The sequence below is a fragment of the Streptomyces sp. NPDC017246 genome (assembly GCF_044331325.1).
GTDB lineage: Bacteria > Actinomycetota > Actinomycetes > Streptomycetales > Streptomycetaceae > Streptomyces.
Map to the genome: position 1 here is coordinate 584369 of NZ_JBIRMW010000001.1, position 18535 is coordinate 602903.

Annotated in this window: 14 protein-coding genes; 7 read left to right on the forward strand and 7 right to left on the reverse strand. The window is 72.4% G+C overall.

What is annotated here, in order from left to right; genetic code table 11:
• Nucleotides 1–121: 121 nt before the first annotated feature.
• Together ACH4MY_RS02600 and ACH4MY_RS02605 are read left to right on the forward strand one after the other, a co-directional pair.
• Nucleotides 122–892, forward strand: coding sequence for an IclR family transcriptional regulator (locus ACH4MY_RS02600; protein WP_397996440.1), 771 nt, complete (start codon nucleotides 122–124; stop codon nucleotides 890–892).
• Nucleotides 889–1737 carry an SMP-30/gluconolactonase/LRE family protein gene (locus tag ACH4MY_RS02605; protein WP_397996442.1) on the forward strand — a complete coding sequence of 283 codons (849 nt, stop codon included), beginning with the start codon at nucleotides 889–891 and terminating at the stop codon, nucleotides 1735–1737. Before ACH4MY_RS02600 ends, ACH4MY_RS02605 begins: the two co-directional genes overlap by 4 nt.
• A 121-nt stretch (nucleotides 1738–1858) precedes the next feature.
• Here ACH4MY_RS02605 and ACH4MY_RS02610 read toward each other — a convergent pair whose 3' ends face one another.
• Nucleotides 1859–2566 (reverse strand): bleomycin resistance protein, encoded by a 708-nt coding sequence (locus ACH4MY_RS02610; protein ID WP_397996444.1) that lies wholly within the window; start codon nucleotides 2564–2566, stop codon nucleotides 1859–1861.
• A gap of 173 nt (nucleotides 2567–2739) precedes the next feature.
• On the opposite strand from ACH4MY_RS02610, the gene ACH4MY_RS02615 reads away from it, so the two are divergent.
• Nucleotides 2740–3591, forward strand: a complete 852-nt coding sequence (locus tag ACH4MY_RS02615; RefSeq protein ID WP_397996446.1) for a DMT family transporter — start codon at nucleotides 2740–2742, stop codon at nucleotides 3589–3591.
• The gene (locus tag ACH4MY_RS02620) at nucleotides 3588–4811 is read left to right on the forward strand and encodes an MFS transporter (RefSeq protein WP_397996448.1); all 1224 of its coding nucleotides are present in this window, start codon (nucleotides 3588–3590) and stop codon (nucleotides 4809–4811) included. Before ACH4MY_RS02615 ends, ACH4MY_RS02620 begins: the two co-directional genes overlap by 4 nt.
• 87 nt (nucleotides 4812–4898) lie before the next feature.
• On the opposite strand, the gene ACH4MY_RS02625 is transcribed toward ACH4MY_RS02620, so the two are convergent.
• The 4 genes from ACH4MY_RS02625 to ACH4MY_RS02640 form a co-directional block, all read right to left on the reverse strand.
• Nucleotides 4899–7784 (reverse strand): NHLP bacteriocin export ABC transporter permease/ATPase subunit, encoded by a 2886-nt coding sequence (locus ACH4MY_RS02625; RefSeq protein WP_397996451.1) that lies wholly within the window; start codon nucleotides 7782–7784, stop codon nucleotides 4899–4901.
• Nucleotide 7785: 1 nt separating this feature from the next.
• Nucleotides 7786–10050, reverse strand: coding sequence for an NHLP family bacteriocin export ABC transporter peptidase/permease/ATPase subunit (locus tag ACH4MY_RS02630; protein WP_397996454.1), 2265 nt, complete (start codon nucleotides 10048–10050; stop codon nucleotides 7786–7788).
• Nucleotides 10047–10853: an HlyD family efflux transporter periplasmic adaptor subunit gene (locus tag ACH4MY_RS02635; protein ID WP_397996457.1), complete on the reverse strand. Its 807-nt coding sequence runs from the start codon at nucleotides 10851–10853 to the stop codon at nucleotides 10047–10049. Before ACH4MY_RS02635 ends, ACH4MY_RS02630 begins: the two co-directional genes overlap by 4 nt.
• Before the next feature lie 97 nt (nucleotides 10854–10950).
• Nucleotides 10951–11202, reverse strand: coding sequence for a hypothetical protein (locus ACH4MY_RS02640; RefSeq protein ID WP_397996460.1), 252 nt, complete (start codon nucleotides 11200–11202; stop codon nucleotides 10951–10953).
• A 381-nt stretch (nucleotides 11203–11583) separates the two neighbouring features.
• Between ACH4MY_RS02640 and ACH4MY_RS02645 the strand changes: the two genes are divergently transcribed.
• Nucleotides 11584–12480, forward strand: coding sequence for an oxygenase MpaB family protein (locus ACH4MY_RS02645; protein ID WP_397996463.1), 897 nt, complete (start codon nucleotides 11584–11586; stop codon nucleotides 12478–12480).
• A 63-nt stretch (nucleotides 12481–12543) separates the two neighbouring features.
• Here the strand turns inward: ACH4MY_RS02645 and ACH4MY_RS02650 are convergent, their stop codons facing one another.
• On the reverse strand, nucleotides 12544–13776 hold the full coding sequence (locus ACH4MY_RS02650; protein ID WP_397996465.1) for a serine hydrolase domain-containing protein: 1233 nt from the start codon (nucleotides 13774–13776) through the stop codon (nucleotides 12544–12546).
• Nucleotides 13777–14261: 485 nt separating this feature from the next.
• Nucleotides 14262–16676 carry an ADP-ribosyltransferase domain-containing protein gene (locus ACH4MY_RS02655; protein ID WP_397996467.1) on the reverse strand — a complete coding sequence of 805 codons (2415 nt, stop codon included), beginning with the start codon at nucleotides 16674–16676 and terminating at the stop codon, nucleotides 14262–14264.
• A gap of 288 nt (nucleotides 16677–16964) precedes the next feature.
• On the opposite strand from ACH4MY_RS02655, the gene ACH4MY_RS02660 reads away from it, so the two are divergent.
• Both ACH4MY_RS02660 and ACH4MY_RS02665 read left to right on the forward strand, forming a co-directional pair.
• Nucleotides 16965–18158 (forward strand): cytochrome P450, encoded by a 1194-nt coding sequence (locus ACH4MY_RS02660; protein ID WP_397996470.1) that lies wholly within the window; start codon nucleotides 16965–16967, stop codon nucleotides 18156–18158.
• Between the two features lie 55 nt (nucleotides 18159–18213).
• A complete protein-coding gene (locus tag ACH4MY_RS02665) occupies nucleotides 18214–18408 on the forward strand; it encodes a ferredoxin (RefSeq protein WP_397996472.1) in 195 nt (64 codons plus the stop codon).
• Nucleotides 18409–18535: the final 127 nt, after the last annotated feature.

Here is an 18535-nt window from a genome sequence, read left to right on the forward strand (position 1 = left end):
CATGTCAACGGATCGCGCGACCGTTGCCCGGTGAAGTGTCTGGTGGTTAGCCTGTGTTCGGGATATCGGCTGTTGACCGGAATACCGAACAGCATCGGGCAGGAGGGGTGGGTGAGTGGCGATGGGGCGACAGGTGCCCGCGGTGACCAGAGCGCTGGACATACTGGAGCTGTTCCTGACGGGCGACGAGACGCTCTCCGCCCGGGACGTCGTCCACCGGCTCCGGCTGCCGCGCACCACCGTGCACGAGCTGCTCACCACCCTCGCCGCCCGCACCTACCTCATAGCGGCGCCGGAACAGCCCGGCCGCTACCGGCTCGGCGTCCGCACCCACCAGCTCGGCAGCCGGTACGCGGAGCAGCTCGACCTCGCCGCCGAGGGCCGGCGGGTGGCCCGCGAGGTCGCCTCGGTCTGCGACGAGACCGTCCATGTCGCACTCCTGGAGGACACCGACGTCATCTACGTCGCCAAGGTCGACTCCACCCACGCGGTCCGCATGGTCTCCGCGGCGGGCCACCGGCTCCCCGCGCACTGCACCGCCGTCGGAAAGATGCTGCTCGCCTCGCTGTCGCCGGCCGAACTCCGGAGCCGTATCGACGGGCGGGAACTGGTCGCCCTGACACCGCACAGCATCACGGGTCACGACGCGCTGCGCGCGGCACTCGCCGAGATCCGCGAACGGGGTGTCGCCGTCGAGCACCGGGAGTCCAACCCGGACGTGAGCTGCGTCGCCGCACCCGTCCACGACAGCGGCGGACGGGTCGTCGCGGCGCTCTCCGTCTCCGTCCCGGTGATCCGCTGGAGCGAGGACCGGGAGCGGGAGCTCGGCGAGCTGGCGGTCAGGGGCGCCGCCGAGCTCTCCGTACGACTGGGCCACCGGAGCGCCCGATGAGCGAAGACCTCGACGTGGCGGTCCGCGCGGAGGCCGCACTGGGCGAGGGCCCGACCTGGGACCCGGTCACCGAGCGGCTGATCTGGGTCGACATCCTCGGCTCCCGCGTCCACACCTACACCCCGGCGACCGGCCGCCGCACCGTCATGGCCACGGAGCAGCACGTCGGCGCGGCGAAGCCGTGCGCGGACGGCGGCCTCGTGGTCAACCTCCGGGACGGCATCGGACGGTACGGGCGGGACGGGGACTTCGGCTGGCTCCTGCGTGATCCCGTGCCCGGACGACGGGGGAACGACGCCGCCGTCGCCCCCGACGGGGCGCTGTGGGCGGGCACCATGCGCTACGACGAGGCACCCGGCGGCGGGAACCTGGTCCGCCTCGCGCCCGACGGGACCGCGCGGGAGGCCCTTTCCCCGGTGACGGTCGCCAACGGCATCGGCTGGAGCCCGGACGGCTCGCTCATGTACTTCATCGACAGCCCCACCCGCCGTGTCGACGTCTGTCCGGCCGACGCCGACGTCGCCACGCACCGCCGCCCCCTGGCGACCGTCGAACCCGGTGCGGGCTTTCCCGACGGACTCACGGTCGACGCGGACGGCTGTGTGTGGGTCGCCCTCTGGGACGGCGCGCGGCTCCGCCGCTACACCCCCCGCGGCGAGCTGGACCGGGTCGTCACCCTCCCCGTACGGCGGCCCACGGCCTGCGCCTTCGGCGGCTCCGGCCTCCGCGATCTGTACATCACCACGGCCCGCACCGGCCTGACCGACCCGCACCCGCTCTCCGGCTCCCTGCTGGTACTGCGGGGCGCGGGGCAGGGCATGCCCGGAACCCCCTTCGGGGGCTGACCGGGGGCAGCGGGCGAGCAACCCGCAGGCGGTCCGCCGGGTCCCGGAGGGCCAGGTCGTCCATTCGGACGACGCCCAGCGCGCACGGGCCCGCGCGGTCCTCGGCGTACCGACCGGAATCTCAGCCCCGTAGTTCCTCCAGACGGTCGAGGTCGTCGCCGACGGACTCCCGCTCCTCCGGGGTGAGGCGGGCGGCGGCGGCATCGGCGTCGGCGAGAGCCGTCGCCTCCGTCCGTTGGTCGCCGAGGCGCCCGGCGACGTCGGCGCGCAGGACGAGGAGGCGGAGGAGCTGTGCGGGGGTGGGCCGCTCGTCGGCGAGGGCCAGGACCCGGTCGACGATCCTCGCCGCGGCGGCCGGGTCGTCCTTCGAGTCCGCGAAGAGGGCGGCGTGGTGCAGCGCCCGGGCGAAGGTCTCCTCCGGCGCGGGCCGGTGGTGCGGGTCCTCGCTCGTGGGCTGACCCACGCGGACGCAGTTGCCGCCGGGATCGGTCATCAGGAACTGCCGCACGCCGTACGACATGTCCTTGAGCGCCCCGATGCGCGGCAGCCCCCGGGTCGGTATCCGCCCGTACGCCGCCTTGAGCCCGGTGCGGAAGGCCTCGTGCAGCCCGTCCACGTCGTCCGTGACGACGTAGCAGGTACTCACCGAGGAGGCGGGGTCGTACTGCTTCAGTCCGAAGAACTGGAGCTCGATGCCGCCGCGCTCCACGACGGCGTACGGGTTGGGGCTCTTCTGCTGGAAGGTCACCTCGAATCCGAGGGCGGTGTAGAAGTCGAGCACCGGCTGGAGGGTCGGGCACGGCAGGATCGGAATCGTCTTCTCGGCCATGCCCCCCACTCTAATCAAATTTGACTAGAGAGGGCACCCCCGGTGCCGCGCGGGCCGCGCCCGGGGCCCGGCGATCGGCCGACCGGGCTCACGGGGGGCGCGTGCGGGGTGAACCCGGCGCGACGGCCGGTGTCGGCGCCGGGCCGTCCACCGATGCCGGTGAGTATCGGAGGATGGGCGTCGTCCTGCCGGTCCTCTTCGCGTTCTGCGCCGCGTTCAGCAACGCGCTCGCCACGGTGCTGCAGCGCCGTGCCGCACTCACCGTCCGCCGGACCGACACGTTCCGGCCCGGCCTGATCCTCGATCTGCTGAAGCGCCCGCTGTGGCTCGCCGGCATCCTCGCGGTGATCGTCGCCGGGGTCGGGCAGGCGGCGGCCCTCGCGACCGGCCCGCTGGCGCTCGTACAGCCCCTGTTCGTGCTGGAGCTGCCGCTCGCGCTGCTGATCGCCTCGCTGATGTCACGGGAACGGCTGCCGTCCGCACAGTGGCTGGCCGTCGCCGCGGTGGTGGCGGGCCTCGGAGTGGCCCTCATGGCGGCCTCGCCCGACGGGAACCGTACGCACGTGGCCCTGGACCGCTGGATTCCGGCCCTCGTGGTGTGCGCCGCCGCGGTGGTCGCCCTCACGGCGGTCGGGCTGCGGAGACCCCCGGGCCGCGCCCGCGCCGGCTGCCTCGGCGCCGCCACGGCGATCTGTTACGCGCTCACCGCGGGCCTGATGAAGACGTCCATGCACATCCTGGACGAGGGAGGGCCGACCGCGTTCCTGACGGCCTGGCAGACGTACGCCTTCTGCGTGGCCGGGATCGCGGCGCTCCTCCTGCTCGAACACGCCATGCAGGGCGGGCCGCTGGTCGCCTCCCAGCCCGCGCTGACACTCGGCGACGCCACCGTCAGCCTGATGCTGGGCATCCTGATCTACGAGGAGGACGTACGCATGGGGTGGTGGCTGGTGCCGGAACTGCTGGGCGTCTGCCTGATCGTCCTCGGGGTGTTCGCCCTCGCGCGTGCCGGGGTGTCCGGATGAGCCGGGCATCCGCTCCGTCCCGTGGCACGGCCCGCGACGACCGGCACCTCGGCTACGTGGCGGCGGCCGTGGTCTTCGCCATCGGCATGGCGGGCACGACGCTTCCCACGCCGCTCTACGGGCTGTACCGCGAGGAGCTGGGATTCTCCGAGCTGATGGTGACGGTGATCTTCGCCAGCTACGCCGTCGGGGTCGTCGCCACGCTCCTGCTCGTGGGCAACCACTCGGACGCGGTGGGGCGCCGCCCCGTCCTGTGGACGGCGCTGGGCCTGGCGGCGGCGAGCGCGCTGTTCTTCCTCTTCGAGGACGGACTGCCGTTCCTGTTCGCCGGCCGGCTGCTGTCGGGCTTCTCGGCCGGGCTGCTGAGCGGGGCGGGGACGGTCACCGTGCTGGAGCTGGCGCGGCCGGAACGGAAGTCCCGCGCGGGGTTCGCCGCCACCGCGGCGAACATGGGCGGTCTCGGCTGCGGCCCCCTGCTCTCCGGCCTGCTGGCGGAGTACGCCCCGAAGCCGCTGTCGCTGCCGTTCCTGGCGCACCTCGCACTGGTCTGCGTCGGCTGCCTCATCGTGCTGTTCCTGCCGGAGACGGTGCGGGAACCGCGACTCCTGACCCGGCCGAGGCCGCCGGGCCTGTACGTCCCGTCCCAGGTCCGGGGCATCTTCGCCCCCTCGGCGCTGGCCGCCTTCGCCGGCTTCTCGCTGCTCGGCCTGTTCACCGCGGTGGCGCCGAGCTTCGTCTCCCAGACCCTCGGCATCTCCAACCTCGCCGTCACGGGAATCGTCGTCTTCTCGGTGTTCCTCTCCTCGACCGTGGGGCAGTCGTGGACGTCCCGGCTGGCCGTACGCGTGGCCCTGCCCCTCGGCTGTCTGATCCTGGTGGTCGGTCTGCTCCTCGTCGGCGCGTCCCTGTGGGTGGAGACCCTGCCGCTCCTGGTGGCCGGGGCGGTCTGCGGAGGCATCGGCCAGGGTCTCGCCTTCCGCGCCGGACTGATCGCCGTCGGCGAGGCGGCCCCGCCCGCGCACCGGGCGGCGACGGTCTCCTCGTTCTTCGTCGTCGCCTACACGGGCATCTCCCTGCCCGTCGTGGGCGTCGGCGCGCTGACGATGTGGGTGGGGCTCGACTCCGCCGGGCTGATCTTCACCGCCTGTGTCACGGTGCTCGCCACGGCCACCGGCCTCTACCTGGCACGCGGTCTGCGCGAGCCGGTACGGCCCGGGTGACGGCGGGACCGGGACGGTCGACGTCGGATCGGCGCGACGGCAGCGGACCGGGGTGACGGGCCCGCGGATCCGCGCGACCGCGGCGGATCAGCGCAGCTGGCGGCGGACCAGTTCGTGGAAGAGGCCCGTGGTGTCGGCGAGCAGCTCGGCCGGTGTCCCCTGCTGGACGATCCGTCCGTCCGCCATGGCGATCACCCGGTCGGCGTCCATGATCGTGGACAGCCGGTGGGCGATCACGACACGGGTCGCGCTCAGCGCACGGGTCGATTCGATGACCACCCGCTGCGCCTCGTTGTCGAGCGCGCTCGTGGCCTCGTCGAAGAAGAGGATCCGCGGTCTGCGGATGAGTGCCTGGGCGATCATCAGCCGCTGGCGCTGCCCGCCCGAGATCGTGCCTCCGCCGTCGGACAGCATCGTGTGCAGGCCCATCGGCATGGCCTTGACGTCCCCGGCGAGGCCCGCCATCGCGACGGCGGCCCACACCTCCTCCAGGGGGAACGTCTCGGCACCGCAGACGCAGTCGAGGATCGAGCCGGAGAACGGCTGGGCGTTCTGCAGCACGACACCGCACTGCCGGCGCACGGCCGCCTGATCGAGCGCCGCCAGGTCCTGACCGTCGTAGCGGACGCCGCCGGCCGTGGGCCGGTCGAAGCCGATGAGGAGCCGCAACAGCGTCGACTTGCCGCAGCCGCTGGCGCCGACGATCGCCACGAACTCACCGGGCCGCACCCGGAAATCGACCCCGTCGAGGACGAGCGGGCCGTCGTCGGAGTAGCGGAAGGAAAGGTTCTCCGCCTCGATCGCCCCGCTCAGCTCGCCCGGCTGGGCGCTGGAGCCACGGACCTCGGGGGTCTCCCGGAGCACCGGCTTGACCTGCTCGAACATCGGCTGCACGGCGGCGGCCGACAGGAGGGCGCCGGTGAGCTGGGTGACCGAGGAGAGCAGCATCGTCACGGCGGTGCTGAAGGTGAGGAACTCGCTGGCGGACATCGACCCGCGGGCCGGTCCGGCGAGCAGCATGAACATCACCAGGGTGCAGAGCGGCAGACAGACCGCGCCGAGCACCGTCAGGACGTTCTTGATCCGCCCGACGCGCTGTTGCAGCTCACGGGTCCGGGCGAACTCGCCCGCCCAGGCGGCGTACGCGAAGCTCTCCGCCGCCGCCACGCGCAGCTTGGAGAGACCGCGCAGGGTCTGGAACGCCTGGTTGTTGAGCTTGTTGCCGATCCGGATCAGCTGCCGCTGGTACCGCAGCTGCCACAGCCCGAGGCCCAGGAACACCGCCGCGACGACCAGGAGCATGGCGACGGCGGCCAGGGCGAGCGGCACGCTGTAGACGAGCAGCAGGACCAGGTTCATCGTGCCGACGATGCCGGCCTGGACGACGACCGGTCCGATGCCGGACAGCACCCTGCGGATCGCGCTGATGCCCATGGCCGCACTGGCCAGTTCGCCGGTGGAGCGGCCCGCGAAGAAGCTCGTCGGCAGCCGCAGCAGCCGGTCCCACACGGCGGGCTGCAGGGTGGCCTCGATCCGGCCCTCCATGCGCAGGATGGAGGTGTTCTGCAGCAGTCCGAAGGCGGCCGAGACGACGCCGGCCGCGATGATCGCCAGTGCGGTCTGCACGATGAGACCGTTCTCGGCCCGCGGCACGTACTGGCCCAGCACCTTGCCGGTCGCGATGGGCACCAGGGCGCCCAGGCCCACCGCGACGAGCCCGGCGAGCAGCAGTGTCCGCAGCTCGGCGCGGGTGCCGCGCAGGCTGAAGCGCAGCAGGGACAGGAGACCGGACGGCCGGTCGGGCAGCGGGCGGTAGAACATGACCGCGCGGGGTTCGAAGCGGTCCGCCTCGGCCGCGCCGACGCGCTCGCGCTCGCCGGTCGCGGGGTCGACCGCCTCGTACCGGCCGCGCCGCCACAGCAGCGCGACCGGGCTCCCGTCCTCCTCGCGCCGCCCCACCAGGGGTCCGCTGTACTCCCGCCACCAGCGTCCTCCGAGGCGGACGCCGCGGGTACGGATCCGGGAGGCGAGCGCCACGCGTTCGACGGGGTCGAGGCGTCCGGGCAGACCGATCGCCTCGGCCTGCCCGGCCAGCGTGATCCGGGCGTCGGCGGCGACCAGCCGGCAGACGGCGTACGCGGCGTCGTCGCTCGCGCGTCCCCGCGCGCTCCGGCCCGGCGCCCGCGGGCGGCCGGCGCGGCCGATGGAGGCGAGGAGCGCCTGGTCCGCCTGGGTGCGGGCGGTGCGGCCCGCCTCGATCCCGGCCGCCGTACGGTCCTCGTGGGCGCGCTCCAGCTGCTCGATCCAGCTGTCCAGGGCGTACAGCAGCCGGAACTGCTGGTCGACCATGCTCTGCCACATCACCGGGTCGACGAGGAGGGTGCCGGCGGTGTCGTCGCCGTATCCCTCGTACGCGGCTCCGTACCGCACGCTCCCGGGGGCGAGCTGCATCCAGAGGATGTCGTCGTCCCCTCCGCCGGTGTCGTGGGCGGCGGGGCCGTCCAGCGGCGCCTGGTACAGCACGCGCAGACCGCGTCCGATGCCGAGCGCGAAGGCGTGTTCGAGGGGGCTCAGCCGCGGCTCGGCCACCGCTGTGTACGGGTCCTGGTCGGCGTACCACTGACCGCCGTACCACTGACCGCCGGTGAACGACAGCTCGCGGAGGTCCACGCGACGCAGCAGGCAGCCCTCCAGAGGGCGGCCGATCAGGGTGTGTTCGGGCCCTTCCACCGGTCCGAGCAGCAGCGTGCCCGCCCCGAGACGCCCCAGGAAGTGCCAGGGGCCGAGCTGTGCGGCGTCGAGCGCGAACAGGTCCATGGCGCCGTCGACGACGAGCCACAGCACATGCGGGCCTTCGAGCGGGACGCTGCCCAGGCCGGTGCGGTCGACCGCCGTGCCGAGACCGCCCAGGGCCGCGACGACGGGGTCAGCGACGACCGTGGGCGGGTGCGCCGGCTGGTGAGGGAACGTCACCTCAGTGCTCCTTGACCAGTCGGGCGTACGCGCCACCCGCGGCGAGCAGGTACGCGTGACGGCCGCGCTCCACCACCGTGCCCCGGTCGAGCACGAGGATCTCGTCGCTGTCGCGCACGGTGCTCAGCCGATGGGCGATGACCACGCAGGCGCAGCCACGGCGCCGCAGATTGTCGATGATGACCTGTTCGGTCGCCGCGTCCAGGGCGCTGGTCACCTCGTCGAGGACCATGACGCTGGGACGCCGCACCAGCGCCCTGGCGATCTCCAGACGCTGGCGCTGGCCACCCGAGAAGTTGCGGCCGTCCTGCTCGACACGGCTGTGGATACCGCCGGGGCGCCGGGCGATCACGTCGTACACGGCCGCGTCCTCCAGCGCGGCGACGACGTCCTCGTCCGGGACGGAGGGGTCCCACAGCGCGATGTTGTCGCGGACCGTGCCCTCGAAGAGGAAGACGTCCTGGTCGACGAAGGAGACGGACGCGGCCAGGGCGCTGCGCGGGATGTCCTCCAGACGCATCCCGTCGATCCGGACGGCCCCCTCCCAGGGGGCGTAGAGGCCGGAGATCAACCGGGAGACGGTCGACTTGCCGCTGCCGGAGCCGCCGACCAGCGCGACCTGCTGCCCGGGGCCGACCGAGAGCGAGAAGTCCTTCAGGAGCGGGGCGTCCAGGGGGCTGTAGCCGAAGGTGACGGCGGCCAGCTCCACCTGGCCCTTGAGCCGGCGGGTCCTGGCCGGCGGCTCGCGGCGCGTGTAGACCGGGTCGACGGGGAAGTTCTCGACGTCCTTGAGGCGGGCGACGTCGGCGGCGAAGTCCTGGATCCTTCCGGCCACGCCGTTGAGGCGGGTGATCGGGGCGGTGAAGCCGGTCACCAGGGCCTGGAAGGCGACGAGCAGACCGACGGAGAGATGCCCCTCCACCGCCCGCAGACCGCCGATCATCAGGATCAGGGCGCTGTTGAGCGCGGCCAGGGTGGGTGCGACGACCGCCAGCCAGGCGCTGGGCACACCCAGCCGCTGCTGGACGTCGAGGGTGGTCGCGTGCTGCCCGGCCCAGCGGCGGAAGAAGCCGTTCTCGCCGCCGGTGGCCTTCATCGTCTCGATGAGCTGAAGGCCGCTGTACGAGGTGTTGGTGAGCCGGGCGCTCTCGGCGCGCAGCTTCTGTGTGTCGGTGGCCCGCAGCTGGATCACGATCCGCATGGCCACCACGTTCAGCAGGGCGATCAGCACGCCGACCACCGTGAGCTGGGGGTCGTACGTCCAGAGGAGCACCGCGTAGAGCAGCACCACGACGGCGTCCACGCCCGCCGCGGCCAGGTCGCGGGCGAGGGTCTCGGCGACCGCGTCGTTGGACTGCAGGCGCTGGACCAGATCGGCGGGGTTCCGCTGGGCGTAGAAGGTGAGGGGAAGCCGGAGCAGATGGCGCAGGAAGCGGGCGCTGCCCAGCGTGGAGGAGATGATCCGGCCGCGCAGCAGGTTGGCCTGTTGCAGCGCGGTCAGTGTCGCGGTGAGGACGAGGGTGGTCGCCATCGCCGCGAAGAGCACGCCGAGCAGCGACGTCCGGTTCCCGATGAGGAACATGTCGATGTACGTACGGCTCAGCGCGGGCACCCACGCCCCGACGACGACCAGCAGGAGGCTGGAGACCACGGCGGCGGCCATGGTGCCGGACGTACCCCGCAGCCGGGCGGGCAGCGCCCGCATGACGCCCGGCCGACGGCCGGCACGGCGGAAGCCGGGGCCGGGCTCGAAGGTGAGGACGATACCGGTGAAGCTCGTGTCGAACTCGTCCATGGGGACGAACCGGCGCCCCTTGCCGGGGTCGTTGACGTACACGCCCCTGCGTCCGAAGCGGCGTCCCATGCCGTCGTAGACGACGTAGTGGTTGAACTCCCAGAACAGCACGGCCGGGGCGGCCACGTCGGCGAGGGCCGCCAGGTCCATCTGCATGCCCTTGGCCTGGAGGCCGTAACTCCGCGCGGCCTTCAGCAGGTTGCTCGCCCGGGACCCGTCGCGCGAGACGCCGCAGGCGATGCGCAGCTCTTCCAGCGCGACGAAGCGGCCGTAGTGGGCGAGCACCATCGCCAGAGCGGCGGCGCCGCACTCGACGGCCTCCATCTGGAGCACCGTGGGAGTACGCACGGTCCTGGGGCGTCGGCCCGTGGGCGCGGGGGCGCGACGACGGCGGGCGGGCGGGAGCCGGCGCGCCGAGGCCCTCGACCGGGAACGGCTCCGGGTCCCGGTGGTCTCCGGCGGGGCCGTCACGGCAGCAGCCAGTCGACGGGGCGCTGCGCGGAGAGGTGCACGGCGGCCGTGACCGGCGTACCGGAGTCGACCGGGTGCGGGGGTCCGTCCGTGGAGGACCAGGCGTAGCCGGAGGCGGTGGCGGCGGAGCGGTCGAGGCGTACGACCACCGCGACGGGGTCGCCCTGCCGGGTGAACCGGGCGGCGAGCCCGCTGTCGCCGAGGAAGGCGCCGATCCTCGCCTGGGTCTGCGGCGCCCGGCCCACGGCTTCGACCCGGCCGCGCAGCACGCCGAATCGGTCACGGGGAACGGACTGGACGCCGAGGTCGACCCGGGTGCCCACCTGGATCGCCGAGGCGTCGTCGCCCGGGAGGTACAGCATGGCCACCAGCGGGTCCTTCGCGTCGGTCACCCGCTCGACCGTCGCCACGTCCCCTCCGGTCGGGAGGACCGAGCCCGTCCTGGCGAGGAGTGTGGTGACCCGCCCGCCGGCCACCGCGCGCACGGGCCGGTCGCCCCGGTCCGTACGGACGGTCAGCACTGGTGTGCCGGGCGCCACGGACCGGCCTTCCTCGACGAGGACCTCGGTGACCTGTCCGGCGACCGGGCTCTGCAGCAGATAGCTGCCCTCGGCGTGGGTGAGGACGCCGGGCGCGCTCAGTGTGGACGCCACCGTGCCGGTGAGGGCCCAGTAGCCCGCGACGGCGATGACGACGACCGTGACGGCCAGCACGAGACGGCCCTGCGGGCGCGCGAAACGTACCGGCACATCGAGTTCTTCGGGTGATTGCAGCTTGGAAAGCGCCTTCTGGCGGAACTGCACTGACTATTCCCTCGGCTGCATTCGGAATGATGCGGATAGGGGGTGCCCACGAACCCCGGAACGGGGGAGGTCCCGGGGTTCATGGGCGATATTCGGCTCAGAGACCGGCGAGACCGGTGATGCCCGCGGTGTTCACGGAGACGCCGGTGATGCCCTGGGCCAGGCCGGGGACGCCGGTGGCGATGCCCTCGACACCCTGGACCGTCTGGAGGGAGCCGACGGTGCCGAGCAGGCCCGTGACGTCGCTGGTCACGGCGCCGACGAGGCCACCGGAAACGGTGACGAGACCGCCGGACACGGCGTCCAGGTCGGCGTCGGAGATCTCAACGGTCTCAAGGTCGTGACGCATGATGCGCACCCTTCATTCAATGGGGGGGAATCCGTTTCTGCGGCCGCAGCGGGGCCGATCAAAGCACGCGAACGGGTTACCGGACCAATTCTGTTGACGATTCGAAGTGGATGGTCGTACACCTCGGGCGACGTACGTGACCTCAATTTCACGGAATGCCGACACCTTCTCCCCAGAAACGAGTAACAGATTCCGGTTGCCCGGGACGCGAGGGGAATCTAAGGGAGATAAAGGGGCCATCCGGACACGTTCCGTACCGTCCCGGTCGAGGAATGGTGAAGGGGGCCGCCCTCAACACGCGCACGTTGTGCAGGTTTCAGGCAGCCCCGGGGAAGGACACGGCGGACATCGTTCCCCCTGTCGCGGGCGCATACTGACCGCATGGGATGGCCGCCTCCCACCCTGGTCGACCTGAGGGAACGGCTCGGTGGTGAACTCTTCCGCCGCGTCGCCGGCCCTTCGGGCGAGCGGACGCGCGCCCGTATCCACGAGACGCCCGGACCTCGCTGGTTCGGCCCCGACCGGCCGATCCGTGCGGTCCACGGCGACGCCTCGATGTTCGCCGGGGGTCTGACGGCGCTGCTGCTGCAGTCGCTGCACCCGCTGGCCATGGCGGCGGTGGCCGCCCATTCGGGGTTCCGCGGGGACCCGTGGGGCAGGCTCCAGCGGACCAGCACGTTCCTCGCGGTCACCACCTTCGGGACGGCCGACGACGCGCGGCGCGCGGTGCGGCGGGTCCGCGCGGTCCACGAGCGGGTGCGGGGCACGACGGAGGACGGGCGGAGCTACCACGCGTCCGACGCGCATCTGCTGGGCTGGGTGCACGTGGCCGAGGTCGACAGCTTCCTGCGGGCGCACCGGCACTACGGTGCGTCCCCGCTCGGCCCCGAGGGATACGACGGCTACGTGGCGGACACCGCCCGGATCGCGGAGGAGCTGGGCGTGGAGCGCCCGCCCCGGAACCTGGCCGAGCTGGCGCGGCGGATGGAGACGTACCGCGGCGAGCTCGAAGGGACCCGCGAGGCCCGCGAGACCGCCCGGTTCCTGCTGTGGAGCCCGCCGATCCCCTGGCAGGCCCGGGCGCCGTACGCGCTGCTCGCGGCAGGCGCGGTGGAGCTGCTGCCGCCGTGGGCGCGCGGGCAGCTGGGGCTTCCCGCGTTCCCCGGGCCGGCGAGGGCGGCCGCCCGGATGGGCGGGCGGCTCGCGACCGGAGGGATCCGCTGGGCGATGGCTCCTCCCCCACGGCTCGCGGTTGCCGGGGGATCCGGGGAGGGGTGAGCTGCCGTCGCCGGCTGCCGGGGGCCGGGTTCGGGGCCGACGGTCCGGGGGGGCGGGGCCGGATCAGCCGAAGTCGGGGATGGGGTGGCTCGGCGCGAGGGTGGCGGCGATGCGCTGGGCGATCAGGTGGGCGAAGTGGCCGTCCCCGGCGGACGGGCCGTTCGTCGTCGAGACGGCGATTGCCAGCCGCTCGGACGGAAGGTACGCCTGGGAGGCGGAGTAGCCGAAGAACAACGGGTGCTGCGCGACCCAGTCGCCCAGGACGAGCAGGCCCATGCCGTAGTGCGTGGCCTCGGTGTTCGCGATGCAGACCGTCGCGGGGCACTTCCCGGTGGGGCGGCCGAGACCCACCGTGCCCGGGTTCAGCAGCTCCCGGTGGGAGGCGCGGGAGAGCAGCCGGCCCGAGCCGATGCCGCCCGCCGAGCCGGCCAGGTCACAGATGTCGGTGGTCTGCACGGCACCGGGGGCGGTGGTCCACGAGGGGTTCCAGAAGGTGGACTCCTCGTACGTCCCGCGGTCGGCGGTGAAGGCGTGCAGGGCGGGCTCGGGGATCTCGGGGGTGAAGCTGTTACGGGTCTCGCGCAGTCCGAGCGGACCCAGGACCAGCCGCTGGAGCAGGACGTCCAGCCGGGTTCCGGTGATCTTCTCCAGGGCCTCGCCGAGGAGGACGAAGTTGGCGTGCGAGTAGCTCCAGTTGGTGCCCGGCTCGTACCACCGCTCCATGCCGGTCGAGATGGCCACCAGTTCCTTCGCCGTCCACTGGCGGAAGGGGTTCGCTGTGACGGCCTGGCCGAAGCCGGGGGTGGGGACGTAGTCGACGAGACCGGTGGTGGAGGCGGCCAGCATGCGCAGGGTGATCTGTTCGCCCTGCGGGAGGTCGGGCAGCCAGCGCGCCACGGGCTCGTCGAGGTCGACCTTGCCCTGGTCGACCAGGCGCAGGAGCGCGGTGCCCAGGTAGCTGATCGCGATGTTGCCGTTCCGGAAGTGCATGGCGGGCGTCGCCGGTACCCCCGTCATCGACTCGCCGAGCGCGGTGGTGACGATCTCACGGCCGTCGACGGTCACCCGCAGGATGACGGACTTGAGGCCCATGTCCGCCTTGGCCCGCTCCGCGATGCGGAGGATGTCGCGTGCCGGGCCGCGGTCGGGCAGCCGGGAGGTTTCGCAGTGCCGACGGTGACCGGAGCCGTCGGCGGATCCTCCGGCGGCCGTGACCGGGGCGCCGAGCGCGAGGAGCGCGCTGAGTACGGTGACCGCGGCGAGGCGCGACCGGGAGAGGGAACGAGCAGGTCTCATGGCCGGAGTATTGGCCGGGGCACGCGCACGACGGGCCGAGGCCCCGTCGACCCGCGTCAATGTCACCCCGTCAGGCCCGCCGGTGCCGCCGGTCGGGTAGCGGCGGGGGCTCGCAACGGGCGTCGGCCGTGACAGGACCGGCAGGGCAGGCCCGGCCGGCCGCCGACGCTCGGCGGCGTCGTCCTCGTAACGGAAGCATCGAGCCGGAGGGACGTGAGTGAACATCGATCCCGCCGCCCCGGGCCGTGGAAACGGCCTCCGTCTCGTCCGGTCCGCGCACTACTCCGTTCGCCAGCACGGCAGTTCGGGCGGCGAGGGGAACGCGACGGATCCGACCAGCGGGGCAGCTCCGGCCGACAGCGAACCCACCGGCCGACCGGCCCGCCCCACGACGGACACGAACGCCGCTCACGGCACGTCCGCCGTCGGCCGCGAGCGGAGCCGAGCGCCGCACCGGGACGAGTCCCGGTGCGGCGAGATGCCGACTAGGACACCAGCCCCTGCCCCTCCAGCTCCGTCAGCCGTACGGTGCACAGCCCACCGCGCTCGGCCTTCACCTCTGTCACCCGCAGCTGTGTGCCCGGCGTGAGGATGTACTCCTCCTCTCCGGTGAACGCGGAGAACCGCCGGATCCCCACCGCCCTCGCCGGTGTCACTTCGAACAGCGTCCGCTTGCCCCGGCTTCCGAGGAACGCCCGGGCCACGCCCAGCTCCGACGTGCACGACGACACGCCCCACCAGGCGACCGTCCGCCCCACCGGGTACTGGGACCGCAGGTCCAGGGCCACACCGCGCCACAACGGACGTGTCTGCGCCGGCAGCGTCTCCACCGCCGAGAACAGCAGCCGCAGGTACGGCAGGTACGGCACGAGCCGCTCCCGGTCCGGCGAACGCAGTACGGCGTTGATCTCGCGGTAGAAAGCCGACTCGCACGTGTACAGGTACAGTGCCGAGATCGCGTCCGCGGACAGTCCGTCCCCGCACAGCCCCTTCCCGGACAGCGCGCCCGCGGCCTCCGCCTCCGCGACCTTCGCCTCCCCGAACCGACTCGACCGCTCGATGTGCCGGTCCAGCCGGGCGAGCACCTGCGACACCGGCTCGACGGCCTTTCGGAAATCCATCAACGGTGTGTCGAACACACCGGTGATGGGCGGCAGGACGAGTCCCTCGTCCTTGACGCTCGTGAGCCGCTCCAGGTACAGCTGGTGCAGCTCCATCGTCGAAGCGATGAACGCGCCCATCCGCTCGGCGACCCCACCGCCGCCCGCCCCGCCGGCACCCGCCGCCCCCTGGTCCCAGCCCTTCCGCGGCAGCCAGTCGACCGGCTCGGCCCCCACCGCCGCCAGGGCGTCGTTCACCTGGGCGAAGTGCTCACCCTCGCAGAAGACATCACCCTGCGCCGCCGGGTTCACGTGGTCAAGGTGGCGCACCTCGACCCCCGGGTACTTCTTCTCCAGCCGCTGGACGACCCTCTTGAGACTGCGGGCGTGCGCGCCCCACCAGGCGAACACCACCCCTCGGTCCTCCTCGTCGGCGTCCTGCTTCGCCCGGAGGATCTCCTCGACGATCTGCTCGGCCACGGGCCGCCAGAACGACGTGTGCCGGTCGGTCGGCAGCGCTCCGTCGGCACTCGCCGTGAGGGACGCGTTCAGCAGCAGCACACCCTGGGTGAGCATCGCCTGGAACCACTCCGGCGGCTGAACCGTGTCCTCCTTCTTCAACAGAGCGCGGACGTCGGCGATCGGCGTCTTCTTGACGATGCCGTACTTCCACATCGCGGCCGCCTTGATGATGCAGCGCATGCTGACCACCCGGCCGAACTGGCTGTCCTTCCAGTCGTTGAAGGTGTTGTCGAACATGGCGATGCCGGTCGCGCTCTCCGCCCGCGGATACGGGTTCTGCCCAAAGGCGACCACCTTCCACTTCTTCGGCGGATGGGGCTTCAGCGCCTGGAACGTCAGCTCCCGCACCGGAACGACCTCCGGGCTGCGCTTCGGGCCGATGAAGTCGCCGGCGGACGGCTGCGCCTCGATCACCGGACCCAGCAGCGGGAGCCACGGCTCACCGCCACCGCCGAACAGCTCGGCCAGACCCAGCGGATCCGCCCCCGACGGACCGGCCCCGGCCCCGGCCTCCACCGCGGCCGGAACCCCGGCCTCGACCCCGGCGTCGGCCCCGGTCTCAGCCCCGTTCTCGACCCCCGCCCCGGCCTCGACCGCTGCCTCTTTCGCCTGAGCAGCGGTGGAAGGCACCCCCGGCACGGTGATCCGTACCCGCTTCGCGGTCCCCGCGCCCTCGATGTCGTGGAGCTGCCCCAGCACCGCGGCCCGCAACTGGTCGTAGTCCGCGAACCCGTGATCGTGGAACAGGGTGTAGCCCGTCCACATCAGATTGGCGCACACCCCCGCCGGCACCCGACCCGTCTGCGCACCCATCCCCACGAGCGCCACCGACCGGATGCTGCCGGGCTTCTCCCGGTTCCGCAGATGCACCGCCTGGAACGCCGCCGCGCACGCCAGCGCCACGTTCATGGTCTCGCTGACGTTCTGCGAGGACTGCCGCATGGTCGGCGTCGAGATCAGGTAGCGCGGTACGGCCGCCCCCGACGGGACGCACACCGCGCTGCCCACCGGCAGACTTCCGCCGAACCGGGCGCGGATCTCCCGCTGCACACGGACCTGGACCCCGGCGCCGAGGTGCCGCTTGACGACGGCGTCGACCCCGCCGTCCATCCGGCCCCGCGCGTTGGTCGGGGAGACCCACGCGTCGACGTCCACGTCGAGAAGGGAACCCTGCCGGATCTCGACCTCGGGCGTGTCCGCGAACGCGGAACGCCAGGCCTTGACCACCTCGTCGTTGACATCGACCAGAACGACCTTCAACGCACGCTCGACACCCACGCGTCCACCCCTCTCGCACACTCTCTCGAACACTCCCGAAGCTATCGCCCGCCACTGACAACGCCGCCCGGCGGAAGGGCCGTCGGCCGTCCCCCGTTCCGGCGGTTTGGCCGAACTACGTGTAGACGTAATAGATGCCTGAGGCATGTAGTAAGAGGCGACCCACAACCGGAACCGACACCCGAACCGACATCGGATCCGACACCCGTTCGGACACCCGAGCCGACACCTGTACGGCCGTCAGAGCCGAAGAACCGCAGCCGACGAACCGCAGCCCGAGAGGTCCTCATGACCACCGAAGCCGTGGCCTTCCCCCAGAACCGCACCTGCCCCTACCACCCGCCGACCGCCTACGACTCCCTCCGTGACGAACGCCCGCTGTCACGGGTCACCCTGTGGGACGGGCGAGAGGTGTGGTTCGTCACCGGCCACCGAGCCGCCCGGTCCCTCCTCGCGGACCAGCGGCTGTCCACCGACTCCACCCGGGACGACTTCCCGCTGCCGACCGAGCGCGTCGCGGGCGTACGCCGCCGTCGACGGGCCGCACTGCTCGGCTGGGACGATCCCGAGCACAACACCCAGCGCCGGATGCTGATCCCGAGCTTCTCGCTGAAGCGCACGGACGCCATGCGACCCCGCATCCAGGCGACGGTGGACCGGCTGATCGACGCCATGGAGGAGGCCGGGCCGTCGGCGGAACTCGTGAGCGCGTTCGCGCTGCCGGTGCCGTCGATCGTCATCTGCGACCTCCTGGGCGTGCCGTACGAGGACCACGAGTTCTTCGAGGAACAGTCCCGCCGGCTGTTGCGCGGCCCGACGGCCGCCGACACGGAGGAGGCCCTGGCCCGGCTGGAGGGGTACCTCGGCGACCTGCTCGACGGCAAGCACGCCAAGACGGGCGAGGGCGTCCTCGACGACCTGGTCGCCCGTCAGAAGCTGGAGGGGCGGCCCGACCGGAAGGAACTGGTGGAGCTGGCGACGATCCTGCTCGTCGCCGGGCACGAGACGACGGCGAACATGATCTCGCTGGGTACGTACGCGCTGCTGAGCCACCCGGAGCGGCTCGCGGAGCTCAGGGCCGCCCCGGAGTTGCTCCCCGCGGCGGTGGAGGAGTTGCTGCGGTTCCTGTCGATCGCGGACGGGATGCTGCGGGTCGCGCGCGAGGACATCGAGGTGGGCGACGAGGTGATCCGGGCGGGTGACGGGGTCGTGTTCTCGACCTCGCTGATCAATCGCGACGGTGCCGCGTACGCCGATCCGGACACCCTCGACTGGGCCCGCCCGGCCCGCCACCACGTGGGCTTCGGCTTCGGCATCCACCAGTGCCTCGGGCAGAACCTGGCCCGTGCGGAACTGGAGATCGCCCTCGGAACGCTGCTGCGCCGACTTCCGGGGCTGCGCCTCGCGGTGCCCGCGGAGAAGATCCCCTTCAAGCCGGGCGACACCATCCAGGGCCTGCTGGAGCTGCCCGTCACATGGTGAGGGGCCTGCCGGACCGACAAGGACGTGGGCTCAGTCGACGAAAGGAACCACGCCGGTGCACATCTCCCTCGACACGGACGTCTGTATCGGAGCCGGGCAGTGCGCGCTGCTCTCCCCGGAGGTGTTCACGCAGGACGACGACGGCTTCGGCACCGTCGTCCCGGGACACGCGGACGAGCCGGGCGGCCCTCTGGTACGTGAGGCGGCCCGTGCCTGCCCCGTAGGGGCGATCACCCTCGCCGGAGAGTAGAGAGCCTCGGCGTGCCGCCCCGGGCGCGCCGACCGTGATCTCCCCGAAGAGAGCCGAGTGGCCGTTCCGGATCGCTCCGAAACGGCCACTCGACCCCCCTGGAGTGCGAACCGTCGGCGGCCGCCGA

Bases quoted from the DNA above. Each gene is read 5' to 3' on its own strand.
- ACH4MY_RS02660 (WP_397996470.1), top strand. From the start codon at position 16,965: ATGACCACCGAAGCCGTGGCCTTCCCCCAGAACCGCACCTGCCCCTAC.
- ACH4MY_RS02615 (WP_397996446.1), top strand. From the start codon at position 2,740: ATGGGCGTCGTCCTGCCGGTCCTCTTCGCGTTCTGCGCCGCGTTCAGC.
- ACH4MY_RS02640 (WP_397996460.1), bottom strand. From the start codon at position 11,202: ATGCGTCACGACCTTGAGACCGTTGAGATCTCCGACGCCGACCTGGAC.
- ACH4MY_RS02620 (WP_397996448.1), top strand. From the start codon at position 3,588: ATGAGCCGGGCATCCGCTCCGTCCCGTGGCACGGCCCGCGACGACCGG.
- ACH4MY_RS02650 (WP_397996465.1), bottom strand. From the start codon at position 13,776: ATGAGACCTGCTCGTTCCCTCTCCCGGTCGCGCCTCGCCGCGGTCACC.
- ACH4MY_RS02605 (WP_397996442.1), top strand. From the start codon at position 889: ATGAGCGAAGACCTCGACGTGGCGGTCCGCGCGGAGGCCGCACTGGGC.
- ACH4MY_RS02610 (WP_397996444.1), bottom strand. From the start codon at position 2,566: ATGGCCGAGAAGACGATTCCGATCCTGCCGTGCCCGACCCTCCAGCCG.
- ACH4MY_RS02645 (WP_397996463.1), top strand. From the start codon at position 11,584: ATGGGATGGCCGCCTCCCACCCTGGTCGACCTGAGGGAACGGCTCGGT.
- ACH4MY_RS02600 (WP_397996440.1), top strand. From the start codon at position 122: ATGGGGCGACAGGTGCCCGCGGTGACCAGAGCGCTGGACATACTGGAG.